Raw genomic sequence first — 24,576 nt, forward strand, 5'->3', positions numbered from 1 at the left:
GGGGAGAGGGCGGATGCGTGGATGGCTGGCGATGGCATTGCCGATGGCGGCTGCTTTGGCGGGATGCGGTTCGGATCAGCCTGCGCCTGAAACGGCCAGGGCCGCCGCCGGGCCGCGCCTGACCGTCAAAGCCGGCGATACGCCCGATTGGCAAAGCGTGTCGGCCGAAGTGACCAGTCAGGATCAGGCGCAGGTGCTGGCGCGTATTCCCGGCGTCCTGTCCACCCTTTCCGTGCGGGCGGGCGACAGTGTGCATAAAGGGCAGGTAATCGGCCGCATCATCGACAATCAGCTCTCCTACCAATCCGCCGCCTATGGCGCGCAGGCCGCCGCCGCGCAGGCGCAGGCAGCGCAGGCCCATGCCGAACTGGAAAGGGTGAAATTCCTTGCCGCCAATGGCGTCTATGCCAAGGCGCGGCTGGAACAGGCCGAGGCGGGCGCGCAGGCCGCCAGCGCCCAGACACAGGCCGCCCGCGCCCAGCAGGCCGGCATCCGTGCCATGGCAGGCAATGGTGCAGTGATCGCCCCCGCAAATGGCCGCGTGCTGCGCGCCGATGTGCCGGCGGGCGCGCCGGTGGCGCCGGGCATGGTGGTGGCGGTGGTCACATCCGGCCCGATGGTCCTGCGGCTGGATATGCCCGAAGCGCTGGCCGCCAAAATCCGCCCCGGCGCCAAAGTCCGCGCTGAAGGGATGAACGGCACCGTCACGCGCATTTATCCGGCGGTTCAGGCCGGTCAGGTCAGCGCCGATGTGGCGCTCCCAGGGCTTGACGCCGCCCTGATCGGGCGGCGGGTGGCCGCGCAGCTAGAGGTGGGCACCCATCGCGCGATCATCGTGCCGCGCGGCTTCATTTCCACGCGCTATGGGCTGGATTATGCCACGGTGATCGGGCCAAAAGGCGCCGCTTCGCAAGTGCCGGTGCAGATCACGCCTGCCGCCGATGGTATGGTTGAAATTCTTTCCGGCGTCCGGGATGGCGATGTGCTGGTCGGCGTCGATCAGGGAGCGGGGCGATGAATCCGGGTCTTTCGGGTCGCATCACGAAAGCCACCATTGCCTCGCCCCTGACCCCTCTGTTTCTGCTGGCCGCGATCCTTGTCGGGCTGATCGCCACGGTGACGATCCCGCGAGAGGAAGAGCCGCAGATCAAGGTGCCGATGGTCGATATTCGCGTGGCCGCACCGGGGCTTTCGGCGGCGGACGGGGTGGAACTGGCGGGCAAGCCGCTGGAGCAGATCGTCAAGAGCATCGACGGCGTCGAGCATGTCTATACGCAAGCCGAGGATCATGGCGTGATGGTCACGGCACGCTTTGCCGTGGGGCAGGACCCCGAGGCGGCGGCGACCCGTGTGGATGAAAAGATCAAGGCCAATATCGACAAGATTCCCGCAGGCGTCCTGCCGCCGCAGATCACGGTGCGCGGCATTTCTGACGTGCCGATCCTCGTGCTGACCCTGACCCCCAAGGGCGCGGGATGGGATGAGCGCAGCCTCTATACGCTGGCTGCCAAGCTGCGGAGCGAGGTGGCCAAGGTGGACGACGTGGGGCTGACCTTCATCACCGGGGGCCAGCGCGAGGCGATCCGCGTGATCCCCGATCCGGCAAGGCTGGCGGCGGCCCATGCGCCTCTGTCCTCGGTCATGGAGGCGGTGCGGCAGGGCGGGCGGTCCTTCCCGGCGGGCGCAGTGCGCGAGGATGGGGCGGCGCTGGCCGTTACCGCAGGCGCGCCTTTGACCAGCGTTGATGAACTGCGCCGTTTGACGGTACGCGCGGCGGGCGGGGCGCCGGTGTTGCTGGGCGATGTGGCCCGGGTGGAGCAAGGCGGGGCGCAGGACCAGGCGCATAGCTGGCGCTGGGCGCGCGAGGGCGGCGCATGGTCGATGGCGCCTGCGGTTTCCATCGCCATTGCCAAGCGGGGCGGGGCCAATGCGGTCAATGTCTCGCAAGCCGTAGTGGCGCGGGTGGAGGCGCTGGAGGGCGGGTTGATCCCGGCGGGCGTGGCGGTCAATGTCACGCGCAATTATGGCGAGAGCGCGGATGAAAAGGCCAATGAACTGATCTTCCATCTGGCACTGGCCACGGTTTCCATCGTCATCCTGATCGGTTTTGCCATTGGCTGGCGCGAGGCGGGAGTGACGGCGATTGTTATTCCCACCACGATCATGCTGACCATGTTTGCAAGCCGCATCATGGGCTTCTCGATCAACCGGGTCAGCCTGTTTGCGTTGATCTTTTCCATCGGCATTCTGGTCGATGACGCGATTGTGATGATCGAAAATATCGCCCGGCATTGGTCTATGGACGGTGGCCGATCTCGCCAGCAGGCCGCCATCGACGCCGTGGCCGAGGTGGGCAATCCCACGATCATCGCCACGCTGACGGTGGTGGCTGCGCTGTTGCCGATGCTGTTCGTCTCGGGGCTGATGGGGCCGTATATGGCGCCGATCCCGATCAATGCCAGCGCGGCGATGGTGTTCTCTTTCTTTGTCGCCGTGGTGATCGCGCCATGGTTGATGATCCGCTTTGCCCGCGAGGCGCTGGCCCATGGCCATGACCATGAGGGGGGCGGTGGGCGTCTGGGGGCGATCTATGCCCGCTATGCCACGCGCGTCATCGCCACACGGGCCAGTGCAAAGCGTTTCCTGATCGGGGTAGGGGTGGCCACGCTGATCGCCTGCTCGATGTTCTATTTCAAGGCGGTGACGGTCAAGCTGCTGCCCTTTGACAATAAGAGCGAGGTGCAATTGGTCCTCGATATGCCTGAGGGCACATCGCTGGAGACGACCGGGCGCATGGCCGAACAGGCCGCCGCCGTCGCCCGCCAGATCCCCGAGGTTTCCGCGATGGAAGTCTATGCCGGGACCGCCGCGCCCTTTAATTTCAACGGATTGGTGCGCCACTATTTCCTGCGCGCGCGACCCGAAATGGGCGATGTGATGGTCACGCTGGCCCCCAAGGGCGAGCGCAGCCGGTCAAGCCATGCCATTGCCGTGGACCTGCGCGAGCGACTGGGCGCGGTGGCCCTGCCCAGGGGCGGCGTCATCAAAGTGGTTGAAACGCCCCCCGGACCGCCGGTGCTGGCCACCTTGCTGGCCGAGGTTTACGGGCCGGATGAGGCCACGCGGCAAAAGACCGCGCTGGTGCTGGAACAGATCTTCCGCTCGGTGCCCTTCATCGTCGATACCGACAACAGCTTTGGCGAGGCACGGCCCACTTTGCGGCTGGTGCCCGACCGCGACCGGATCGACCATTACGGCGTGTCCAGCGGCCAGGTGCTGGATTCCATCGGCGCGCTGATGGGCGGGCAGACATTGGCCTATGTGCCGCGCGGGGCCGACCGCGATCCCTTGCCGGTCGAAATCGGGTTGGATCAGGCGCAGCGGAGTTGGTCGGGAGCGTTGGCGGCAACGCCGGTGGCCGCCACGCCCTCGGGCCAATTGCTCAGCCTTGGCGAAGTGGTGGACGCGCGGCGCGAGGCGGGCGGGCAGGCGATTTTCCGCCGCGATGGCCGAGGCGCGACCATGGTGATGGCTGATATGGCGGGCCGCTATGAAGCGCCGATCTATGGTCTGATCGCTGTGGACCGGGCGGTGGAGGCCTATGACTGGGCCGGGCGTGGCATGGTGAAACCTGCGATCCTGATGCATGGCCAGCCTGAGGATGAAAGCCGCCCCTCGATCCTTTGGGACGGCGAGTGGGAGATCACATGGGTGACTTTCCGCGACATGGGCGCGGCCTTTATGGTGGCGCTGCTGGCGATCTATGTGCTGGTGGTGGGGCAGTTCGGCAGCTTCAAACTGCCGCTGGTGATCCTCACGCCCGTGCCGCTGACACTGATCGGGATCGTGGCGGGGCATATGCTGTTTGGCGCGCCCTTTACGGCCACCTCGATGATTGGCTTTATCGCGCTGGCCGGGATCATCGTACGCAATTCGATCCTGCTGGTCGATTTCATCCGCCATACGGCATCGCCCGGCAAGAGTCTGCGCCAAGTGCTGATCGAGGCCGGGCGCATCCGCGTCAAACCCATCGCCCTGACGGCGGCGGCGGCGATGATCGGGGCCGGCGTGATCCTGACCGATCCGATCTTTCAGGGGCTGGCGATCTCGCTGCTGTTTGGGCTGGCATCCTCGACGCTGCTGACGCTGCTGGTGATCCCGGCGATCTATGTCGTGCTGCGCGATGACGGCGTTCCTCTGGGCGAGGAGACGGTATGAAACCATCCGATCTTTCCCAACTGAAGGTCCATGCCAACCATATGGCGGGCCGCCTGAAAGTGATGAGCCATCCCGAACGCCTGCTGATGCTGTGCCGAATGGATGAGGGCGAGGTGAGCGTCAACGAACTGGTGGCGATCACCGGCCTGTCGCAATCGGGCGTGTCGCAGCATCTGGCCCTGCTGCGCGCCGAGGATGTCGTCCATGTCCGCATCGAGGCCCAGACACGCTGGTATCGGCTGAAGGATCCGGTCATCTCGGGCGTGATCCATGCGATGTGTGCGCTGTGCGAGCGCGGGGCGCTGGGTTCCTGTTGATCCGCCTGTTCAGCGATTTGCCTTGCCGGGCCGGGCCGGTATAGGGGAGGCAAACCAGTTGGAAGCAGACATGGCCCGCAAACATTCAAAACGTGACCCCTATGGCGACATGCATCAGGAAGAGGAGGCCCCTGTCGAGGTCGTCCCTTGTTGGCTTTGCGGGCGGCCCACCGGATCGACGATCGTCTGGCACCATCCTGTGCCCAAGAGCCGGGGCGGGCGCGATGTCGTGCCGATGCATGGCATTTGCCAGCAGACGCTGATCACCAATTTCACCAATTCCGAATTGCAGCGCTACGGGATGGATGTCGAAGCCTTGCTGGCCAATCCGGCGGTGCGCAAATTTGTTGATTGGGTGGCCAATAAAGATCCCGATTTCACCGCGACCATTGCGAAGAAGCAGCGCTGAGATGAACGGTACGCGCGCCATCGGGATCGATTTCGGCACGACCAATTCGGTCATCGCCCGTGCATCGGGCACGGACCATGCCGAGATGATCGAATATGCCGCCCCCGATGGGCCCAGCACGGTGTTCCGCTCGGCCCTGTGTTTCTGGCAGGACGAGGCGTTTCGCGGCGGGCTGGCGCATGAGGCGGGGCCTTGGGCAATTGCCGAATATCTCGATTTTCCTCAGGGCAGCCGGTTCCTGCAATCGTTCAAATCGGTGGCGGCCAGCGCCTCGTTCGAACATGCCAATCTGTTTGAAAAGCGGCTGAAGTTTGAGGAACTTGGGCAGATTTTCCTGAGCCATCTGATGCAGCATGGCGGCGATCCGATGAAGGATGCGCCTGAATGCGTCGTGGTGGGGCGCCCGGTGCGCTATGTAGGGGGGCGGCCCGATGTGGCGTTGGCGCGCAAGCGTTATGATGCGATGTTCGCCATGCTGGGACGGCCGGTGCATTATGTCTATGAACCGCTGGGCGCGGCCTATAGCTTCGCCTCGCGGTTGAGCGATCCGGCGACCTTGCTGGTGGCCGATTTCGGCGGGGGCACCAGCGATTTCTCGCTTGTCCGGGTTGAGGCGCCGGGCGCTGCGCGGCGCTGCATACCGCTGGCTTCGGCGGGCATTGGCATTGCGGGCGACCGCTTTGACTATCGCATCATGGATCATCTGGTGCTGCCCCTTTTGGGCAAAGGCGGCACCTATCGCTCCTTCGACAAGGTGCTGGAGATCCCTGCCGGTCATTTCGCCGATTTCGGCGATTGGTCGCGTCTGGCGCTGATGCGCAACCGGCGCACGCTCGAACAACTGGCCAAGCTGAAGCGCAGCGCCAGCGATCCGGCCGCGATTGGGCGCATGATTACCATCGTCGAACAGGAATTGGGCTATGCCCTGTATGAAGCGGTGGGCCAGCTTAAACGGGCGCTTTCCAGCCAGACCCATGCCAATTTCCGCTTTGCCGATGCCGATCTGACCATTGAGGCCGATGTCAGCCGCGAAGAGTTTGAGGCGTGGATCGAACCTGACCTGCGCCGGATCGGCGAAACGGTCGATACGGTGCTGGAGCGCGCGGGGTTGAGCGCGGATCAGGTCGATCATATCTTTCTGACGGGCGGCTCCTCGCTGATTCCGGCGGTGCGGCGCCTGTTCGAGCGCCGCTTTGGCGAAGGCCGTCTGGCCGCCGGCAATGAGTTGACCTCGATTGCCCATGGTCTTGCCCTGATCGGCAATGCGCCGGATCTGCACGACTGGGTGGTGGGCGAAGAGGATCAGGACTGAGCGGGGCATTATCCGCAAGACAGGGGCTGATCATCGACATATAGTGATGCGAAGGGAGTGCCTTGCCTCGTGACGCAGCCACGGTTTGACGCGGAATTTGCGCAGAAATTCGATACGCTGCTGCGCTGGCGGCGCGATGTGCGTCATTTCGCGCCCGATCCTCTGCCCGAACGGGATATGGCCGAATTGCTCGAACAGGCGGCGCTCTCGCCCTCGGTCGGCCATTCCCAGCCGTGGCGGTTTGTCCGCCTGCGTTCGCCGGAACTGCGCGATAGGCTGGCCCACCATGTCGATGCCGAAAACCTGCGCGCCGCCCAGCGCTATGCGGGCGAGGCGCGCCATGACGACTATCTTGCGCTCAAACTGCATGGCATCCGCGAGGCGCCTGAGTTGCTGGCCGTATTCTGCGATGAACAGGCCAGCGCGGGGCATGGCCTGGGCATTGCCACCATGCCCGAAATGCTGCGCTATTCCTGCGTCGGGGCGATCCAGATCTTGTGGCTGGCGGCGCGGATACGCGGTATCGGGCTGGGCTGGGTGTCTATCCTCGATCCTCATGCGGTGGGGGTGATGCTCGATGTGCCCGATCACTGGTCGCTGATCGCGCTGCTGTGCATCGGCTACCCTCAGGAAGCCTCGGACACGCCCGAACTGGAGCAGAAAGGCTGGCAGGCGCGCGAGCCTTTGGCCGACCGCCTGTTCGAGAGGTGAAGGTGGGGCCGGATTGAACGGCCCCGATCCCTTACCAGCCCACCATCACCGATTTCACCTCGGTAAAGGCCTCGACCCCATGCCGCCCATGTTCGCGGCCCAGCCCCGATTGCCGGAAGCCGCCAAAGGGCAGGGCGAATTCCATGCCCGAACCATTGATCTTGACCGATCCCGACCGCAGCTTTTTCGCCATCGCATGGGCATGGCCCAGATTGGCGGTCCAGACATAGGCCGACAGGCCATAGATGCTGTCATTGGCGCGCGCGGCCAGATCGTCGAGATCATCATCGCCAAATTTCATGACCGACAGGACGGGGCCAAAGATCTCCTCGCGCACGATGGACATGGACGGATCGGCATCGACAAAGATCGTGGGATTGACGAAATAGCCCGGCCCCGATGGCGCATCGCCTCCGGCAATCAACGTGGCCCCTTCGGCGCGGCCCGCCTCGATATAGGCCATCACCTTGTCGCGCTGCGGCCCGGAGATCAGCGGGCCGAGCGCCACGCCATCCTGCGTGCCGGGGCCAACGCGCAGATTTTGCGTAAAGGCAACCAGCCCCTCAATGAAACGATCAAAGATCGTATCGTGCAGGAAAAGGCGCGATCCCGCCGCGCAAACCTGCCCGCTATTGCCGAAAATGCCCATGGCCACGGCGGGAATGGCGCGCGCCAGATCGGCATCGGGAAAAACAATGCTGGCCGATTTGCCGCCCAGTTCGAGGCTGACGCGTTTGAGATCACCCACGCTCTGATGCAGGATGGCCTTGCCGGTGGCGGTCGATCCGGTAAAGCTGATCTTGTCGATGCCGGGGTGGCCAACCAGCGCCGCACCCGCCTCCGCGCCGGTCCCGGTCACCACATTGACCACGCCTTCGGGAAAGCCCGCTTGCGTCACCAGCTCGGCCAGACGCAGCCCCGACATGGGCGCCAGTTCAGCAGGCTTGAGCACCACCGTGCATCCCGCCGCCAGCGCCGCCGAAACCTTGGTGCAGGTGATGGCAAAGGGCGCGTTCCACGGCACGATCAGCGCCGCGACGCCCAGTGCTTCATGTGTGGTATAGCCATGCCAGTTGCCCGGCACCGACATGGGCACCGTTTCCCCCGTCAATCGCCGGGGCCAGCCTGCGTGATAACGGATCGCGCTGATCGCGCTGCCCACAGCCATCATCCGCGACACGCCATAGGGCATGCCATTGTCGATGGTTTCCATCGCGGCCAGTTCGTCGCGGTTCTCCTCCACCAGATCGGCAAGGCGCAGCAGGAGGCGTTCGCGCTCGGCGGCGGGCATGGCGGACCATGATGGTGCGTCAAAGGCGCGGCGAGCGGCGCGGACGGCCTTATCGACCTCCTGCGCCCCGCCTGCGGCAATCGCACCGATGGCCGTTTCGGTGGCCGGGTCGAGGACCGGGATCGTCGCCCCCGTCCCTTCGTGCCATGCGCCGTTGATGAAATGGCCCGACAGGGCGGCGATGCGCGCGCGGGCGGTGTCGAAAATCGGGTTCATGCTTGTTGCTCCTGACGCGCGGATTGCAGAATGAGGTCACTGGCTTTCTCGCCGATCATCACGGCGGCGGCATTGGTGTTGGCCCCCACCAGCAGCGGCATGATCGAGGCATCGGCCACGCGCAGGCTTCCAATGCCATGCACCCGCAATTGCGGATCGACGACCGCATCGGTCTCAATGCCCATCGCGCATGTGCCCACCGGATGATGCACCACGCCCGACAATTGCGCCTTCATCGCATCAAGCGCCTCGTCGCTGGTAATATGGGCGCCAGGCAGGGTTTCCTCGATGATGTAATCGGCAATCGGCCCATTCGAGAAAATCCGTCGCGAAATGCCCAGCCCCTTTTTCAGCACATCCCAGTCCCGTTCATCGCCCAGCAGGTTGAGATGAATGCGCGGGGCCGAGCGGAAATCGCTGTCCTGCAAGGTTACGCTGCCCCGGCTTTTCGGGCGCAGCAGGCAGATCGAATTGTAGAAGCAATCCTGTTTGGGCCTGGCGAAACCGGGGAACCAGATATTGGCGTCCACCCGCACCGGGCTGGACATGATCTGAAGGTCGGGGCGGTCAAGCCCATCCTGAGAACGGGCGAGGATGCAGGCCGCCGCGATCTGGTTGGCAAAGGGGCCGGAACGCAGGAAATACCAGCGCAGAAAAGCCAAAGCGGCGCGGTCAAAGCGCAATTGCTGGGCAAAGCTGTGGGGCGGGGCGGCGTCATATTGGTGGGCAAGACGCACGTGCTCCTGCAGATTTTGCCCGACGCCCGGCAGTTCATGCACCACGCCCACGCCATGTCGGGCCAGATCCGGCGCCCGGCCGATGCCCGAAAGCATCAGCAATTGGGGCGAGCCATAGGCCCCCCCGCACAGCACGATCTCGCGTCGGGCGATGGCGGTCTGGTTCACGCCATGGCGTTCAAAGGCGATGCCGGTGGCGCGTTTGCCGGAAAACAGGATGCGGCTGACCTGCGCATGGGTGAGGATATGGAGATTGGCACGGCCACGGATAGGCTCGATATAGGCTTTGGCCCCACCGCAACGCTCGCCATTTTTCAGCGCGACCTGAACATCGGCGCAGCCCTCGTTGGCGATGCCGTCATAATCGGGATTATAGGCATAGCCCTGCAAAGCCGCCGAGGCGCGCAATTCACCGGCCATCAGGCGCGATACATCGACCGGCTTTACGCCGATCGGTCCGCCCTTGCCGCGCCATGGATTGCCGCCGGTCCAGTGGTCCTCGCTGCGTTTGAAATAGGGCAGGACGCTTTTGTAATCCCAGCCGGTGCAGCCCAGTTCGGCCCAATCGTCGAAATCGAAGGGATGGCCCCGGAAATGCACGGTGCCATTGATCGAGGACGAGCCGCCCAGCACCCGCCCGCGCGGCAGAGGGAAAACCTTGCCCTCCAGATGCGGCTCAGGCTCGGAGGCGAATTGCCAGGTCAGCGTCGGATTGCGCAGCGCCTGAAGAAAGCCGAGCGGCATGCGGATATAGGGATGGTCCGCCTTGCCGCCGGCCTCGACCAGGAGGACGCGGTTTTGCGGGTCAGCGCTCAGCCGGTTGGCCAGCACGCTGCCTGCCGATCCGGCGCCCACGATGATATAGTCGAATTCTAACTTGGACACTTTGGGATTCCTTGGGTCGGCGCCGGTTCAGGCCAGCCAGAGAAAGGAGGTCGCCCGCGAGGCGCAGCGGCGCGCACAGGCATCGCGCAGAGAGGCAAGGCGGAGATCGCCTGCATCGCCGTCCGGCAGAGCATGGGGTCGATCCACCTGACGATGCCGCATGCGCAGTATGTCGCGGGCCAGAATGTAATCGCTGTAGGTCGTCAGGCCGATGATCGTGCCCGCCATTTGGCGGCCTTCGTCGCTCAGCAAGAGGCGGACGATCTCGCCTTCGGGATCAGCGCTGCGATGCCCTGCAGCTTCGGCCTTTGCCCGGATCGCGGCGGCTTCGGGCAGGCGCGCGTCGAGGATGAAATGACACGCTCCCGCAGCCCACGCGCGCGGCGCCATGCCCATCCCCGGCAACACCGCCATGGCCCCCAGCATGGCGCGGCGCGATATGTTTGGCCCGCTCATTTGCGGCCCTTTCGCGCCAGCCAGTCGGCAACCTGCGCCAGTTCGCGGTCGGTCAATTCCACGCGGGTAAATGTGGGCATGTTGACCAGACCATTGCGCACCACCGCCTTGACATAATCGGCGGTCAGGTCGCGCCGATCAGGCAATTCAGCCTGTCCCTTGGGCACTCGGCGGGCCAGCATGAATTTGCCGGTGCTGGGGCCGATATGGCAAAAGGCGCATTTGCGGCCGAACAGCTTTTCGCCCGGATTGGCCGATTGCGCGCCGTAAGAGATCGCCCCCAGCGCGGTGGTGGCGATGGGCGTGGCATTAACCGATTTCGGGGCCGCCGGGCCTTGCGCATCGGCGGGCATGGCGATCAGCGCCAGGGCGAGGATCAGCCCAAGCACAAAGGCAAGGATGCGGATCATGTCCTGTCTCCCCCATGGGTGCGGCTGCCGATACCGTTGCGGCCCGGCGCGAGGATATTGTTGGGGTCGAGCGCCGCCTTGACGCGGCTGTTGAGGCGCGCCAGCGCACCATCGGCGAAGTCATAGGTGGCGGCCACCTCGTCCATATAGGAGATATGGCCGCGATATTCGCCAAAACCGCTGGCGGCGGCTTCCTTCAGCAGGTGGCGATAGAGCTTGTCCACCCGCGTGACGGCTTCGGGCTCGTCGCGGTTATACAGGATCAGGCTGACATTGTTGATATGGCGCCGCCCGATGGTGAAGCTGGCGTAATAGTCCTGCCCCACCTCCTCGTAATAGGCCTTGATCTTTTTGGCATAGGCCAGCGCCATGTCGCCATCCTGCGGCAGGACCGGGGCAAAGCTGAGATGCCCGCCGCGCCCGCCATACCAGTTGACCGATTGCAGACCCATCGTGGTGGGGATGCCGGTGGCCGATTTTTCCAGCGGCTCGCCGCGTTTCCAGACCTCGAATTGCAAGGGACCGCCCAGACGCGGTTCGAACAGGCGGCGGATCAGCGCGACCTGCGCCATCACGCTGCCCTCATCGCCAAACAGGCTGATCTTGGCATTCCACCAGCCAAGCCCCAACTTGGCCATCATCTGTTCGGAGATGCTGTCAGGCAGGGCGCCGGGGCCGGTGTACCAATCGGCGCGCTGCGACATGGTGGAGGCCGCGCGCACAGGCGAGCCGAACACGATATTGTGCTGGATAATATCCCGGCGGCGCAGATCGCACAGGATGTCGAGCGCCCAGCCTGCATCGTCGAAGCGGGGCAGGGCCAGCGTGATCTTGGCCGTCATCTCCGGCTCGGGTTGCAACCACAGGCCCGCCTTGACCACCACGCCAAGGTTCGATTGCATGAACATCTGGTCCCATCCGGGGCCATAGCCATATTTATAGCTCTGCCAGCCCTTTGCCCCCATCATCGCGCCCATGCCGGTGCGCAGCAGCGATCCATCGGGCAGCACCACTTCCAGCCCGCACAATGTCTCGCAATGGTCGCCATAGGGGGTGTAGCCGATGCCGCGATCCAGCGCATTGCCGATCACGCTGCCCCATGAATTGCCCGGCACGCTCATCCACAGCGGCAGATTGCGTTCGCGCAGATGGCGGAACAAGTCGAAATAGCCCACGCCCGGCTCGATCAGGCAGGAGGCCTGCTTCTCGTTCACATCCAGAATGCGGTTCATCCGCGAAAGGTCGAGGATGAGATTACCCTTTTCCTTGGGCGAGGCTGCTCCATAGCCCAGATTTTTGCCGCGGCTGACCGGCCAGAGCGGGGTCTTGTGCTGATTGGCGATGCGGATGATCGCCTGCACTTCCTCGACCGAGCCGGGGGCCAGGATCGCGCTGCAATCATGGTCCAGCCCGTCGCCCATCGCATAAGGGTCGATATAGGTCTGGCGGTCCTCCTCGCCCGAGAGCACCCATGGATCGCCAATCGCGCGGCGGAAATCGCCCAGCGCCCGGTCAAAAGCCGCGCCATTCATGCCCGCAGGCAGCAAGATCGACATAGATCCTCCCTCAGGCCTTGGCGGCGGCTTGCTGACCGGCCCAGTGGCGCGGATGGAATTGCCAACCGATGCCCGCCGCGACGAAGGCCACGCAGGCCACCACGATGAAGGGCAGGGTAAAGCCGCCGGTCTTGTCCACGCCCGCACCGATGGCCACAATCCCGGCCGCCGCGCCAAGGTGGAAGGCCGCCGTCAACAGCGAGATCACCTGAGGCAGCGCCCGCACGCCATAGATGTGGCGCGCCAGCACCGGCGCCTGAACGATCACCCCGCCATGCGACACGCCGCGCAGGATGGTGAAGGCAAGGAAAGTGGCATAACCCACCAACGGCAGCGCCCCTTTAATCCCCATCGGAAAGGTTGCCAGCGCCGCTACCCCGCACAGAGCCCAGCACAAGGCCACCCCCCGCGTTGAGAGCCGGTCGAACACCCAGCCAAAGAGGATCTTGCCCAGCCCCGAAATCAGCATGACGATGGTAAAGCCCAGCGCCGCGGCCGTCGCGCCCAGCGCGGTGTGCTTTTCGATAAACAGCGGGATATATTCGTTGATCCCGTTACTGATGACGCCCGACAGTGCGGTGGCCAGAATCAGCATCCAGAATTGCGGCGTCTTGCGGAAAGAGGCGAAATCCTCGCCCGGATCGGCCGGGGCGCCGCCGGGGCGGGCCTTGCCGGGGTCCAATTCGTCGGCGGTATAGCCATAGGCCTCGGGCGTTTCATGCACCAGCAGCGAGATGGAAAGGCCCACCAGAACCAGCACCACCAGCCCGGCCACGCCCGCTGTGGCATGCCATCCCCAATGGGTGACGCCCATGCGCGTGCTCATCGGCACTATGAAACCGGCCAAGGCCCCGCCCAGCATGGCAAAGCCCGTCATCCGCCCCAGACTGGCCGAATACCAGCGCGCCAGCGTCACCTGAATGGCGATCACGCTCCACACCGAACAGACGCCCGAAACCGCCGCCAGCGCGTAATAGAAGGGCAGGCTTTTGGCGAAATAAAGCAGGCTGGTGGCAATGCCGATCACAAAGATCGAGGGCACCAGCACCCGCTTGGCCCCTACGCGCACCAACAAGGAGCCCGCCACCAGACCGCCCAGCGCCGATGTGGCCGACTTGATCGCCATGAATCGGGTGGTCTCGCCGATCGTCCAATGCATTGATTCCAGAATGGAATTGTACATCACCGGCATCATCATCGAGACCCCCGCCAGAGCAATGCCCCACACGAGGAATCCGGCGACTATATTCATGCGCGCCAGACGGTGCGCCTGGGCAACGGAGATACGCTCTCCACTCATGGTCTTTCTCCTCGCGGGGTGGAGCATGTCTGCGGCCCATCCCATATGTTTTTATAATCGAATGATTTTCGAATCCGGCCCAAGGTCATTGCGCTGCGCGCTGCCCGCCGGCCCAGATGCCGTGGTTGCCCGGCGCCAACAGGCCGGCCGGGTCCAGCGCATCCTTGAGCCTGGTGTAGAAACGGGCCATCGCGTTTTGGCCAAAGGCGAATTTGTCCTGCACATGATCGACCAGCGCAACATGGGCGCGATAGGGCGCGCAGCCCCATTTCGCCACTTCGTCGCACAGATGGCGCACCGCCGCGCGGGCGGCATCGACTCGGGCCTGATCGGTCGCGTCAAACATCACCAGACTGGCGCTGACCATGCTGCGCGGAAAGCATAGCAGGCCAAAGGCGCCGATCAGTCCATGGCGCGCCATGGTCTCGCCCAGCAGGGTTTCCGTGCGGCGGGCATAATCGGCATCAATGGGCAGCACCGGCGAAAAATCCATATGGCCGAAACTGTCGCCAAACACGCCTTTCAGCCGGTCGAGCAGCACCTGATTGGGGATTCCCGCAGCGATAAGGTCGCGCGGTTCGACATCCTCGGGCCCGGCATCGCCCGGATATTGGCGCAGTTCCATCACCGCGCCGGGAATGGCGGCCACTTCACGCTCCAGCACAGAGCGGCGGGCCGAAACCAGCGCTTCATGGCCATAAAGGCCAAAACGCAAATTCCAGCGACCCGGCCGCAGCACCTGACGCAGATTTTCGGCGGTAAAGCGCCCTGCGCCCGATCCCGTGGCCATGGGCGGCGAGGAAACCAGCATCGGCACGCCTTGAAGCACACCTGATTGCAGCAGGCGGCGCACCATGCCGATCAGGGGCACGATGTCCTCCTCGGTCTCGCAGCGGATCGTTCCGGTGGCCATCACTTCGGGCCGGGGCATCAGATGCAGCCCGGCCTTGGTGACGATGCCCAGATTGGACTGTTTGAACAGATCATCGACCGCCGGGCCAAAGCCCCGCCTGTGCCGGTGCCACAGCGGGCTGTCGGGCAGGGCGCCTTGTCCCGTACGCAGCAGCGACCCATCGGGCAGCACCACCTCCAGTCCGCACAGGGCCGAGGCATGATCGCCCATCACATTATAGCCGATGCCATGCTCCAGCGCATTGCCGATGATGCTTCCCCAACCCAGATCGGGCACGGACATCATCAGCGGAATGTCGTCCTTGCGCAGCGCGGCATAGAGGTCGGCAAAGCTGACGCCCGGTTCGATCACGGCAGTGCCATGGGTGGCGTCAATGTCCAGAATACGGTTCATCCGCGACAGGTTGATTACCACCGCGCCATCGGAAACCGGCGCCGAACCGCCATAGCCGTAATTGCGCCCCTTGGACGAGGTCCACACATGGAGCCCCCTTTCGGTGGCCACGCGCAGGGCGGCCTGAACCTGCTCGACATTGGCCGGTTGGACGACCAGCGCGGGTTGATGGCCATGCGGGGCGGGGCCTTCAAACGGATCATGAAAGGCGCGCAGGCCGCTCTGATCATCCAGCACGCCTTCGGTCCCCAGCAGGGCGGCAAAACATTCCCACGCCGAGGACAGCGTGGCAAGGTCCGGCGCAGCGGGCGCAATCGCGGCTGACATGAAACGCTTCTCCCAAGTCTTTGCGCCCCTCATAACCGGAGGCTTTGAAAACAGAACACCATTCTATGAATGGGGCTCCTTGCCGTCAATGCCCAAAGTTCCACTTGACAGAATGGTGTTTCATTGAGCATTTGACGATTCGTGAATACACTTGTTTCCACGTCTTGGGAGAAGATGCAATGGCTGCTCGCACAGGGGCCGAATATAAGGCAGGACTGAAGGATGACCGGGTGGTCTATCTGGGCGATGGCAAGGTGGATGTGGCAAATGATCCGCGCCTTGCCGGTTCGATTGACGGCATGGCGGGTTATTTCGACTGGCAGCACACCTATGCCGAGGAATGCCTGATCCCCGATCCGGAGCGATCAGGCGAAAAGATGAATGTCAGCCTGATGCTGCCCAAAAGCGCGGAAGATCTGGCGATCCGCCATCGCGGGCTGGAGCGGCTGTCGCGCTATTCCAACGGCATGCTGGGGCGCACGCCCGATTACGTCAATGTCGTGCTGTCGGGCCATACAGCACGCGCCGACATCTGGGCGCGGGGCAAGCCGGAAGGCTATGAACGCCTCAAAAAATTCCACCGCGAGGTGATCGAGGGCGACCTTTCGATGACCCACACTATCGTCCATGCCAATATCGACAAGAGTGTGGGCGATCTGGCGGGGATGAACACCGATCTGACGCTGCGCGTGGTGGGCCGCAATGAAAACGGCATCATCGTGCGCGGAGGCAAGGTTCTCGCCACGCTGGGGCCGCTGGCCGATGAGCTCTACGTCTATTCCTCGGCGCCGATCCCGTCGGGCGGGGAAGATTATGCGCTGATCTTCTCGATCCCGGTCAAGACCAAGGGCGTAATCCAGATTTGCCGCGACCATTACGGCACCGGGGCCAGCGTGCAGGACGCGCCTTTCTCGTCGCGTTTTGACGAGCAGGATGCTTTTGTCATCTTTGACGATGTGGAAGTGCCCTATGAACGCGTGTTCTGCGAAGGCGACCTTAACGTCTACAACAACCTCAATCAGGGCGTTTCGCCGGGCAACACGCTGCAACAGACCGCGATCCGCGCGATGGTGAAGCTGGAATTCGCCTATGACCTGTGTTCCAGCATCCTGAAGGTGTCGAACAGCCTCGCCCGCCCCGATGCGGCCGAAATGCTGGGCGAAATCCATGCCTATCTCACGCTCACCCGTTCGGCCATCGTGGCGGCCGAGGCGCGGGCGCATGACTGGGGCGCGGGGGCCTTCTTCCCGCATCGCGACCTTTCGGTGCTGCGGTGCGTGATGCCGGGCTGGATGACGCGTGTGAACCAGATCATCCGGGCCATAGGTTCGCATAACCTGCTCTGCACGCCCTCGCTGGCCTTGTTCGAAAACCCGGAAATCGGGGATGTATTGCGCAAATACCTGCCCGGCGCGGCGGGGATGAGCGCTGAACAGCGCACCAGCATCATGCGCACGGCATGGGATTTTGCCGGATCGGCGCTGGGCAGCCGTATCGAGCTTTACGAGATGTTCTATCTGACCAGCCAGGGCCGAGCCCGCATCGGCGACCACATGGTGGCCCAGCGCGACGGCGAATGGGGTCAGGTACGCGAATTTCTGGCCAAGTCGGGCGCGATGCCCAATGTGGACTGGAAATGAGCGGGCAGATGGTCGCGGCGCTGGAAGGAGACTTCCGCGCCGCCATGCGCCTGCTGGCCAGCGGGGTGGCGCTTGTCACCACGCTGGACGAAGCGGGCGCGCCCTGCGGCATTGCGATGACGGCTTTCATGTCGCTCAGCATGGAGCCGCCCTCGCTGTTGCTGGCGATCAACCGCACCGCGTCCTTGCTGGCGCCGTTGCAGGGAAATGGGCGGTTCATGGTCAATATTCTGGCCGCCGATCAGGCCGCCGCCTGTCAGGCCTTCGTCACCACACCGCCCGATCGGCGCTTTGATACGCTGGACTGGCGGATCGAAGGCGGGCTGCCGCTTGTGGAATCCTGCGTTGCCACTATCCTGTGCCGCGTTGAACAAGCAGCGGATTTCGGGAGCCATAGGGTGGTGACGGGTTTGGTGGAAAGAGTGATCGTGGGCGGGGGTGAACCGCTGGTCTATGTCGACGGGCGCTATGGCCGGGTGGGCGTGGATGGCTGAAACGCCCGAAGGCAGCAGCCGCGATCGGTTCCTGATCGCGGCTGACGACCAATTTATCGAAAGCGGCTATGACCGCTGCACCATCCGCGCCATCGCCGCGCGGGCGGGCACCAGCCTTGCCTCGCTCAGCCGCAACTGGAGCGGCAAGCAGGAATTGTTCGCCGAGGTGTTTCGTCGCCATTTCGACCCGATCCACGCCGCGCAAAACGCCGGTTTTGATGCGTTGGAGGCCTCGGGCGAACTCTCGGCCCGCGCGGTGATTGCCGCCTTCTTCGGCTCGGCCATGCTGGGCGAGGGGGCCGATGTGCAAAAAAGCCACCGTATCTACAGCCTCGCGCTGGTTGACCCTTCCGAGGAGGCCCGCGTCATCACCCGCCAACTGGCCGAGCCGGTGCGACGGCGGCTGATCGGCCTGCTGCGCCAATGTCTGCCTGATCTGAACGAGGCACGCTTCTTCCTGGCCATGAATGTGGTGCTGGGCGTCTATATCTACCCCCTCGCGCGCGGTGAGCGTCTGGCCGGGGTGATGGGCTTTGATCTGGCCTCGCTTGATTGGAATGAGGCGGTGGGCATGTTGGCCGATATGGTTTGTCGGGGGATCGAGGGGTAAAGAATGCCTCCGGCGGGCAAAGGGTCTCGACCCTTTGCAAACCCGTTAATGGGGTGGTGCTTGGTTGGCTGCCTCGTTGAAATAATTAAAGCCTGCGGCGCGGCCAACTTATGCTTGTCTGCGCCGCAGGCTTTCAATTTTCAGGCATAGCGTTAATCGGCCACAGGTTGCCAATGGACGCGCCATAGACAGTAATGGGATTGCAAAGGGTTTCGACCCTTTGCCCGCCGGAGGCATCGTTCCTCAAGAAAAAGAGCGAGAGCCAAGCCCTCGCCCTTTCCTTCTTTCACGCTTCTTCCAAAGCCTTGACCGCACTGGCCTCGGCCCAATTGCCGTGCAGGCCGAAACGCAGGCGCACCGGGATGGCTATAGTAGCGACAGGCCCTGCCGCGATATCGGTGGCCTCAAAGATCAGCAGGTCGCTGCTGCGGTTTTCCAGACGGTTGCAGACCATCACGATCCAGCCGTCGCCTTCGCGCTCAGAGCCTGGACGGGGGACGAAGCAGGGCTCCTGGATCGAGGAGACCGGGCCGCACCACCATTTCTGCTCGGTGCCGCTTTCCAGATCGACAAAGCCCAGCGTGTTCATCACCCAGCCGCCCGCGCTGCCGCCCTTGGCTTCGACCGGCTGCGAAGGATCGATCACGACCATCCAGCCGTAGCGGTTCTTTTGCCCCGTAAAGCGGTCGTCGATGCGGGGAAATTCACCGATCATGTCGGACAGCCGCTGCGAACGGTACTCCTCCTCGTTCTGCGCCAGATCGACGCTCCAGCGCGTCAGATAGGTCGCTCCAGCCGCCGGATCGAAGGGTGCATCGTTGATGTCCGGAAAGAAGGGCATCATGTTATTGGCGGCCACGGGCAGATCGAGATGTAGCTTGGTGCCATCCTGATGCGCGTTCATCACATGGGCGGTGAAGCAATTGCCGCCCTTGAACCAGCGGATGTCCTGCGCGGTGGTTCCCGCCTTGCGCGGCATCACGGCCAGATAGGTGGGCTGGGCTGTGTCAAAGCCGAAATGGGGCTTGCCCGCCTTCAGGCGTTCCCAACTGCTGGTCATCGGCATCACCGAGAACAGCGCATAATCGGGTGTGATCGCGAAGTCATGCATCATGCAGTAATAGGGCACCTCGAACCACACGTCATAGAGCAGCTCGCCTTCGGGGCTGATCTCGTAATAGGTCATGTCGCGGGTCAGCAGGCCCTTGGAAGCATAGCCAAAGCCGCACATATTGCCCGTGGCCGGGTCGGTCTTGGGATGAGCGGTAAAGGTTTCACCCTTCATCCGCCCGTCAAAATCGGTGTAGCCCTGTGTCTCAAGGCTGACCGGATCCATCACCAGCGCGGGGCTGTCTTCCTTGAGCGCATAGAGCCGCCCGCCATGGATATAGGCGTTGGTGTTGGCGGTGCCCCGGATCTTGCCCTTGACGCTTTCATCATCGGTCAACGGATTGCGATAGGCGCCGAACAGCGCCCGTCCCGCCTCATTTTCCAGCTTCCACTTGTCGGTTTTCGCCCAGCGCTGTGTGAAATCGACCCGGCCGTCCTTGAAACGGAACATCGATATCATGCCATCGCCGTTAAACGCGATGTCATTGCCCAGCAGGGGCGGAAACTGATGCTCAGGCTGAACGCGATAGAAGCAGCCGTCCATTTCGGGCGGGATCGTGCCGCGTACATCAAGGTCATGGACGTTCGCCTCCACCCGCGAGGGGGTGTTGAAGCCGGTGAAGGCCGGAACGTCGGGGAATGTTGTCATGTCATCGTCTCCCAAAGGCGCGTTGGGGGGAGTCGCGCTGAAAATAGAACACCATTCTATCGAGAGTCGGGCGAGCTGTCCAGACGGGTGATCGAAAGCGCGAAAATGGCGGAAATCAGTGGAATATGATTGAATACATCTGTAATCATCTTTGATTGACAGGGCAAGAATCGCATTTTATAAGAATGGCATTCCACTAGAAAGAACGCGACTAAAGCCGCTCCTTCTGGTGAAGCCAAACTGTGATAACCATGAAATGATTGGGGAGGATTGAGATGAAACGTTGCGATCGCGCGGCGATGTTCCTGCTGGGCGTTGCGGCCAGCGCCCTGTTGCCCGCGCTGGCCCGCGCCGATGAAAAGGCTCCGGCGCCCTCCAGCGAGGAAATCGTCGTCACCGCCCAGTTCCGCAAGGAAAGCGCGCAAAAAACCGCCGTTTCCATCGACGTGCTGTCCGCCGAAACGCTGGCCCGCGCGGGTGTGGCCCAGGCGACCGATCTGGCCCGCCTCTCACCCGGCGTTCAGATCACTCAGGGCGGCAGCGCGATTCAGGTCTATATCCGCGGCGCAGGCGATTTTTCGACCACCGGCTATTCCAACCCCGCTGTGGCGCAGGCCTATGACGGCGTGTTCGCCGCGCGCAGCCAGTTTGTCGCGGCCACTTTCTATGACCTCGAGCGCGTCGAAGTGCTGAAGGGTCCGCAAGGCACGCTCTATGGCCGCAATGCCACGGGCGGCGCGCTCAACATCATCCCGGTTCAGCCCAAGCTGGGCCAGTTCGAGGGCTATGTCAGCGCGGGTTTCCAGAATTACAACGGCTATAATGCCGAAGGTGCGGTCAACATCCCGCTGGGCGACAAGGTGGCGGTGCGCGCCTCGTTCCAGGGCGTTTCGCGCGACGGCTATATCACCGACGGCACCGATGACGACAAGCACCACGCGCTGCGCCTTCAGGTGAAGGCCCAGCCGACCGAAGCGCTGACCCTGCGCCTTGGCGTCAATTATCAGCATCTGGGCGGGCGCGGTCCGGGCAAGGTGGTTTATGAGCCGACCGCCCCCAACGCGCCGGGTATCACCAATCCCCAGCCGATCACCCCGGCCAACCGCTGGACCTCGATCAACCAGTCGCTTAACAGCCTGATCGGCAGCGTGACGGCGCCTCCGGGCATTTATCCGCTGGATACCAGCAAGGTCTATCAGAACGTCGACGTGCTGGGCATCAATGGCCATATCGACTGGAACCTTGGCCCGGCCGTGCTGACCGTGATCCCCGCCTATCAGCGCGTTACGCAGGACTCGCTGGTCATGCCCGCGCTCTATTTCGGCACGAACAACTATTTCACCGGAGCGCCGTCCGTCTCGGAAGGCCAGACGCTGGAAGTGCGCCTTGGCCATGCCGACAACCGCGTCAAATGGGTGCTGGGCGGCTATTATTTCAACGAGGATCAGGACAGCTATAATGCCGTCCGTCTTGGCCGCGCTTCCGACACCGCCTTTATCGCCAAGCTGAACACCCGCGCCTATGCCGCCTTTGGCGAGGCGACCTATTCGCTGACCAGCCGTTTCCGCGCCACGGCGGGCCTGCGCTATACCGACGAAACCAAGTCGGTCGACGGCCACCGTTATGCCATCGCGGGCAGCCTTGCCTGTCCGGCGGGCGGCACGGCGATTGGCGGTTCCTGCGAGATCCTGACGTCCTCGGGCACATGGGTTAAGGGCACCTATTCGGCCAAGCGGCTGAATTACAAGGCGGGCGTCGAATTCGACGTGGCCCCTCAAAACATGCTCTATGCCAGCGTCGTCACCGGTTTCAAATCGGGTGGTCAGTCCAACGCCGACATCGACCCGTATAAGCCCGAGGACGTGACCGCCTATACGATCGGTTCAAAGAACCGCTTCTTTGGCCGTCTGCTGCTGATTAACGCCGAATTGTTCTATATGGACTACAAAAACCGGCAGGAGAATTTCTCGCAGCTTGATCGCGGCGGCGCGCAGGTGTCCTCGCTGTTCAACGCGGGCAAGGCCGTGGCCAAGGGCATCACGCTGGAGGCCACGTTGCGCCCGACGATGAATGACTCCTTCCATGTCGGCGTCGAATATACCGAGAGCAAGTACAAGGACTTCTCCTATCAGGTCTATCGCGCGGCCAGCCCCGATCCGACGACCACCTGCGGCGTGACGGCCATTCCGGGCGGCAATGCGCGGATCGGTTACTGGACCGTCAATTGCAACGGCTTCCAGTTGCCGCGCACGCCCAAGTTCTCGGGCAATGTCAATTACACCCACACGTTTGACCTGAAGGATGGCGCGCGGGTGGAATTCACGCCGGATATGAGCTTTGCCTCCTCGCGCTGGCTTTCGGCCGAATTTGTCGAGAATGCGCGGGCCGATGCCTATGCCCTGTTCAACGCCAGCCTGACCTATTACGCGCCAGGTGATCGTTTCTCGATTCAGGCCTTTGTCCGCAACATCGGCAATACCGCCGTTTACACCGGCACCCAGCAATACCCCTTCATCGCCAATTACAATGGCCATGACATTGCGCCGCCGCGCACATGGGGCGCCCGTCTGCGCGCCAAATTCTAAAGTCTAAAGCCTCGATAAAGGGGTGATGGGAAGGGGCGCGCGATCGGCTTTCGCGCGCCCTTTTGTTTGGCTGTGCCCGATAGGGCGAGCGGAGAAAATCACCTTTCCGCACCCATGAATACAGTTGATTTCATCGTCGACTCGTTTATAAAAAGAACATCGTTCCGTTAAATAGAACAGGAAGACGACCAATGCGTCTCGCAAGATTTGATGGTGGCCGGATCGGGGTCTGTGTGGGTGATGAAATCGCCGATGTGACAGAGGTTTGCGGGATCAATCCCGCGCAATGGCCCCCGGTCGGCCCGCTGGTGCTGATCCGCGATTTCGTCATTCTGCGCCCCCGGATCGAGGCCGCGCTGGCCACGGCCCCGCGTAAGGCGCTGGCCGATGTGCGGCTGGAAACGCCGGTGCCCTGGCCCAATAAGGTCATCGCCTATCCGGTGAATTATCATGCCCATGGCCGTGAAATGCAGGCCACCTATCGCGCCACCAATCAGGGCTTCTTCCTCAAGCCGTCCTCTTCGGTGTCTGGCCCGAACGATCCGGTCGTCCTGCCCCATGTGCCGGGGCGCGAGGTTCATCACGAGGCCGAACTGGGTATCATCATCGGCAAGACCTGCCGCTCGGTCCCGCGTGAAAACTGGCGCGAGGCGGTGTTCGGCTATGCCTGCCTGATGGACATGGTGGTGCGCGGCCGCGAGGAGCGCGTGTTCCGCAAGGCTTATGACACGTTTTGCCCTGTCGGCCCGTGGATCACCACGGCCGATGACGTGCCTGATCCCGACCAGCTTGAAATGAACCTCTGGGTCAATGACGAGCTGCGTCAGCATGCCAATACGCGCGATCTGGTGCTGGACATTCCCGGCATGATCGAGACGGCCTCGGCGGTGATGACGCTGCAGCCAGGCGACATCATCGCCACCGGGACGCCGCAGGGCGTGGGGCCGATCACGGATGGCGACAAAGTGCGCATAACGATCACCCGCCTTGGCGAAATGACGGTCGATGTCGTGCAGGGCAAAGAAGGGGCCAGCGAGGTTTTCGCGGCGGCCTATGTCCCGCCCATCATCAAGCAGAATTGAGGACATCATGGCCGACATTGCCACGCTGGATGATCTCTACGCCGCCTTCACCGAGCTTAACATGGAGGGGGGCTGGCACCGCCGGTTCCCCGCGCTTTGGCCGCAGCCGCGCGCCAATTTCCTGCCGCACCAGTGGCGCTATGCGGATGCCAAGCCGATCCTTGCCCGCGCTGGCGAGTTGATCGGTACCGACAAGGCCGAGCGTCGCAATCTGACCATGTTCAACCCGGTGGAGGGCAATGTCTATTCGACGCTGCGCTCGATGGTGGCGGCCTATCAGATGATCCGCCCCGGCGAGATGGCCCGCGCCCATCGCCACACACCCAACGCCCTGCGTCTCATTCTGGAGGGGCGGGGAACCTATACGGTGGTCGATGGGCACCGGGTAGAAATGCGGCCGGGCGACGTGCTGCTGACGCCTGCATGGACATGGCATTCGCATGACAATGTCGGGCCGGACGATTGCTACTGGATGGATTTTCTCGACGTTCCGCTGGTCCATCTGCTCGAACCGATGTTCTATCAGCCCCATCCCGATGGGGTCGAGTCCGATCCCGTGCCGGTCGACAGTTCGCCGCTGGCCTTTCGGCGTGAAGATACACTGGCGCGGCTTGAAACGGCGTCGGCGGTGGATGATGCCCATGCCTCGGTGCAATTGGGCGATCCGGCGCTCAAGACCATCCGGCTGGATATGCAAAGGCTGATCGCCGGACGGGAAACCGCGCGATGCCGCACCACGGCCAACATCATCTACGCCGTGGTCGAAGGCCATGGCCGCACAGAGATCGACGGTCAGACCTTTGACTGGAGCTTTGGCGACACGATCGCGATCCCGGCATGGCGACCCTATCGCCACCGCGCCCAAAGCGACGCGCTGTTGCTCAAGGTTTCGGATGCGCCGGTGATGGCCGCCTTCGACTGGCTGCGCTGCGAGGCAGATTGATCCGCCATCATT

20 protein-coding genes are annotated in these 24,576 nt (G+C 63.1%); 12 read left to right on the plus strand and 8 right to left on the minus strand.

Annotated elements, in window-relative coordinates; all coding sequences use genetic code 11:
- The first annotated feature begins 13 nt into the window (after positions 1–13).
- The 6 genes from FHW96_RS06935 to bluB all read left to right on the plus strand — a co-directional run bounded on the left by FHW96_RS06935 (position 14) and on the right by bluB (position 6,967).
- On the plus strand, positions 14–1,018 hold the full coding sequence (locus FHW96_RS06935) for an efflux RND transporter periplasmic adaptor subunit (protein WP_172339814.1): 1,005 nt from the start codon (positions 14–16) through the stop codon (positions 1,016–1,018).
- Positions 1,015–4,218: an efflux RND transporter permease subunit gene (locus FHW96_RS06940; protein ID WP_172339815.1), complete on the plus strand. Its 3,204-nt coding sequence runs from the start codon at positions 1,015–1,017 to the stop codon at positions 4,216–4,218. The genes FHW96_RS06935 and FHW96_RS06940 overlap by 4 nt, the downstream gene beginning before the upstream one ends.
- Positions 4,215–4,535 carry a helix-turn-helix transcriptional regulator gene (locus FHW96_RS06945; RefSeq protein ID WP_172339816.1) on the plus strand — a complete coding sequence of 107 codons (321 nt, stop codon included), beginning with the start codon at positions 4,215–4,217 and terminating at the stop codon, positions 4,533–4,535. The genes FHW96_RS06940 and FHW96_RS06945 overlap by 4 nt, the downstream gene beginning before the upstream one ends.
- A 70-nt stretch (positions 4,536–4,605) precedes the next feature.
- A complete protein-coding gene (locus FHW96_RS06950) occupies positions 4,606–4,944 on the plus strand; it encodes a hypothetical protein (RefSeq protein ID WP_172339817.1) in 339 nt (112 codons plus the stop codon).
- A 1-nt stretch (position 4,945) separates the two neighbouring features.
- Positions 4,946–6,256, plus strand: coding sequence for an Hsp70 family protein (locus FHW96_RS06955; RefSeq protein WP_172339818.1), 1,311 nt, complete (start codon positions 4,946–4,948; stop codon positions 6,254–6,256).
- 69 nt (positions 6,257–6,325) lie between these two features.
- Positions 6,326–6,967: a 5,6-dimethylbenzimidazole synthase gene (gene bluB / locus FHW96_RS06960; protein WP_172339819.1), complete on the plus strand. Its 642-nt coding sequence runs from the start codon at positions 6,326–6,328 to the stop codon at positions 6,965–6,967.
- A 31-nt stretch (positions 6,968–6,998) separates the two neighbouring features.
- Here the strand turns inward: bluB and FHW96_RS06965 are convergent, their stop codons facing one another.
- The 7 genes from FHW96_RS06965 to FHW96_RS06995 all read right to left on the minus strand — a co-directional run bounded on the left by FHW96_RS06965 (position 6,999) and on the right by FHW96_RS06995 (position 15,451).
- Positions 6,999–8,474 carry an aldehyde dehydrogenase gene (locus tag FHW96_RS06965; RefSeq protein ID WP_172339820.1) on the minus strand — a complete coding sequence of 492 codons (1,476 nt, stop codon included), beginning with the start codon at positions 8,472–8,474 and terminating at the stop codon, positions 6,999–7,001.
- Complete coding sequence (locus FHW96_RS26685) at positions 8,471–10,096, minus strand: GMC family oxidoreductase N-terminal domain-containing protein (RefSeq protein ID WP_172339821.1); 1,626 nt, start codon at positions 10,094–10,096, stop codon at positions 8,471–8,473. The genes FHW96_RS06965 and FHW96_RS26685 overlap by 4 nt, the downstream gene beginning before the upstream one ends.
- 27 nt (positions 10,097–10,123) lie before the next feature.
- Positions 10,124–10,552, minus strand: a complete 429-nt coding sequence (locus FHW96_RS06975; RefSeq protein WP_172339822.1) for a hypothetical protein — start codon at positions 10,550–10,552, stop codon at positions 10,124–10,126.
- Positions 10,549–10,962, minus strand: coding sequence for a cytochrome c (locus FHW96_RS06980; protein ID WP_172339823.1), 414 nt, complete (start codon positions 10,960–10,962; stop codon positions 10,549–10,551). Before FHW96_RS06980 ends, FHW96_RS06975 begins: the two co-directional genes overlap by 4 nt.
- The gene (locus FHW96_RS06985) at positions 10,959–12,518 is read right to left on the minus strand and encodes an FAD-binding oxidoreductase (RefSeq protein WP_172339824.1); all 1,560 of its coding nucleotides are present in this window, start codon (positions 12,516–12,518) and stop codon (positions 10,959–10,961) included. The genes FHW96_RS06980 and FHW96_RS06985 overlap by 4 nt, the downstream gene beginning before the upstream one ends.
- A gap of 10 nt (positions 12,519–12,528) precedes the next feature.
- Positions 12,529–13,818, minus strand: a complete 1,290-nt coding sequence (locus tag FHW96_RS06990; RefSeq protein ID WP_172339825.1) for an MFS transporter — start codon at positions 13,816–13,818, stop codon at positions 12,529–12,531.
- An 85-nt stretch (positions 13,819–13,903) separates the two neighbouring features.
- Positions 13,904–15,451, minus strand: coding sequence for an FAD-binding oxidoreductase (locus FHW96_RS06995; RefSeq protein WP_172339826.1), 1,548 nt, complete (start codon positions 15,449–15,451; stop codon positions 13,904–13,906).
- Positions 15,452–15,630: 179 nt separating this feature from the next.
- Between FHW96_RS06995 and FHW96_RS07000 the strand changes: the two genes are divergently transcribed.
- From FHW96_RS07000 to FHW96_RS07010, 3 genes are read left to right on the plus strand one after another with little or no spacing between them, the layout of a single operon-like run.
- On the plus strand, positions 15,631–17,091 hold the full coding sequence (locus FHW96_RS07000) for a 4-hydroxyphenylacetate 3-hydroxylase N-terminal domain-containing protein (protein WP_172339827.1): 1,461 nt from the start codon (positions 15,631–15,633) through the stop codon (positions 17,089–17,091).
- Positions 17,088–17,585, plus strand: coding sequence for a flavin reductase family protein (locus FHW96_RS07005; protein WP_172339828.1), 498 nt, complete (start codon positions 17,088–17,090; stop codon positions 17,583–17,585). Before FHW96_RS07000 ends, FHW96_RS07005 begins: the two co-directional genes overlap by 4 nt.
- Positions 17,578–18,195, plus strand: coding sequence for a TetR/AcrR family transcriptional regulator (locus FHW96_RS07010; RefSeq protein ID WP_172339829.1), 618 nt, complete (start codon positions 17,578–17,580; stop codon positions 18,193–18,195). The genes FHW96_RS07005 and FHW96_RS07010 overlap by 8 nt, the downstream gene beginning before the upstream one ends.
- A gap of 286 nt (positions 18,196–18,481) precedes the next feature.
- On the opposite strand, the gene FHW96_RS07015 is transcribed toward FHW96_RS07010, so the two are convergent.
- Positions 18,482–19,954: a carotenoid oxygenase family protein gene (locus FHW96_RS07015; protein WP_172339830.1), complete on the minus strand. Its 1,473-nt coding sequence runs from the start codon at positions 19,952–19,954 to the stop codon at positions 18,482–18,484.
- A gap of 275 nt (positions 19,955–20,229) precedes the next feature.
- Here FHW96_RS07015 and FHW96_RS07020 point away from each other — a divergent pair, with 275 nt between their 5' ends.
- The 3 genes from FHW96_RS07020 (at position 20,230) to FHW96_RS07030 (ending at position 24,564) form a co-directional block, all read left to right on the plus strand.
- A complete protein-coding gene (locus tag FHW96_RS07020; protein ID WP_172339831.1) occupies positions 20,230–22,539 on the plus strand; it encodes a TonB-dependent receptor in 2,310 nt (769 codons plus the stop codon).
- A 191-nt stretch (positions 22,540–22,730) separates the two neighbouring features.
- Positions 22,731–23,621, plus strand: a complete 891-nt coding sequence (locus FHW96_RS07025; RefSeq protein ID WP_172339832.1) for a fumarylacetoacetate hydrolase family protein — start codon at positions 22,731–22,733, stop codon at positions 23,619–23,621.
- Between the two features lie 7 nt (positions 23,622–23,628).
- Entirely contained in the window at positions 23,629–24,564 is a 936-nt protein-coding gene (locus FHW96_RS07030) for a cupin domain-containing protein (protein ID WP_216650807.1), read from the plus strand.
- Positions 24,565–24,576: the final 12 nt, after the last annotated feature.

It is taken from the genome of Novosphingobium sp. SG751A, assembly GCF_013149295.1.
Classification (GTDB): Bacteria; Pseudomonadota; Alphaproteobacteria; order Sphingomonadales; family Sphingomonadaceae; genus Novosphingobium.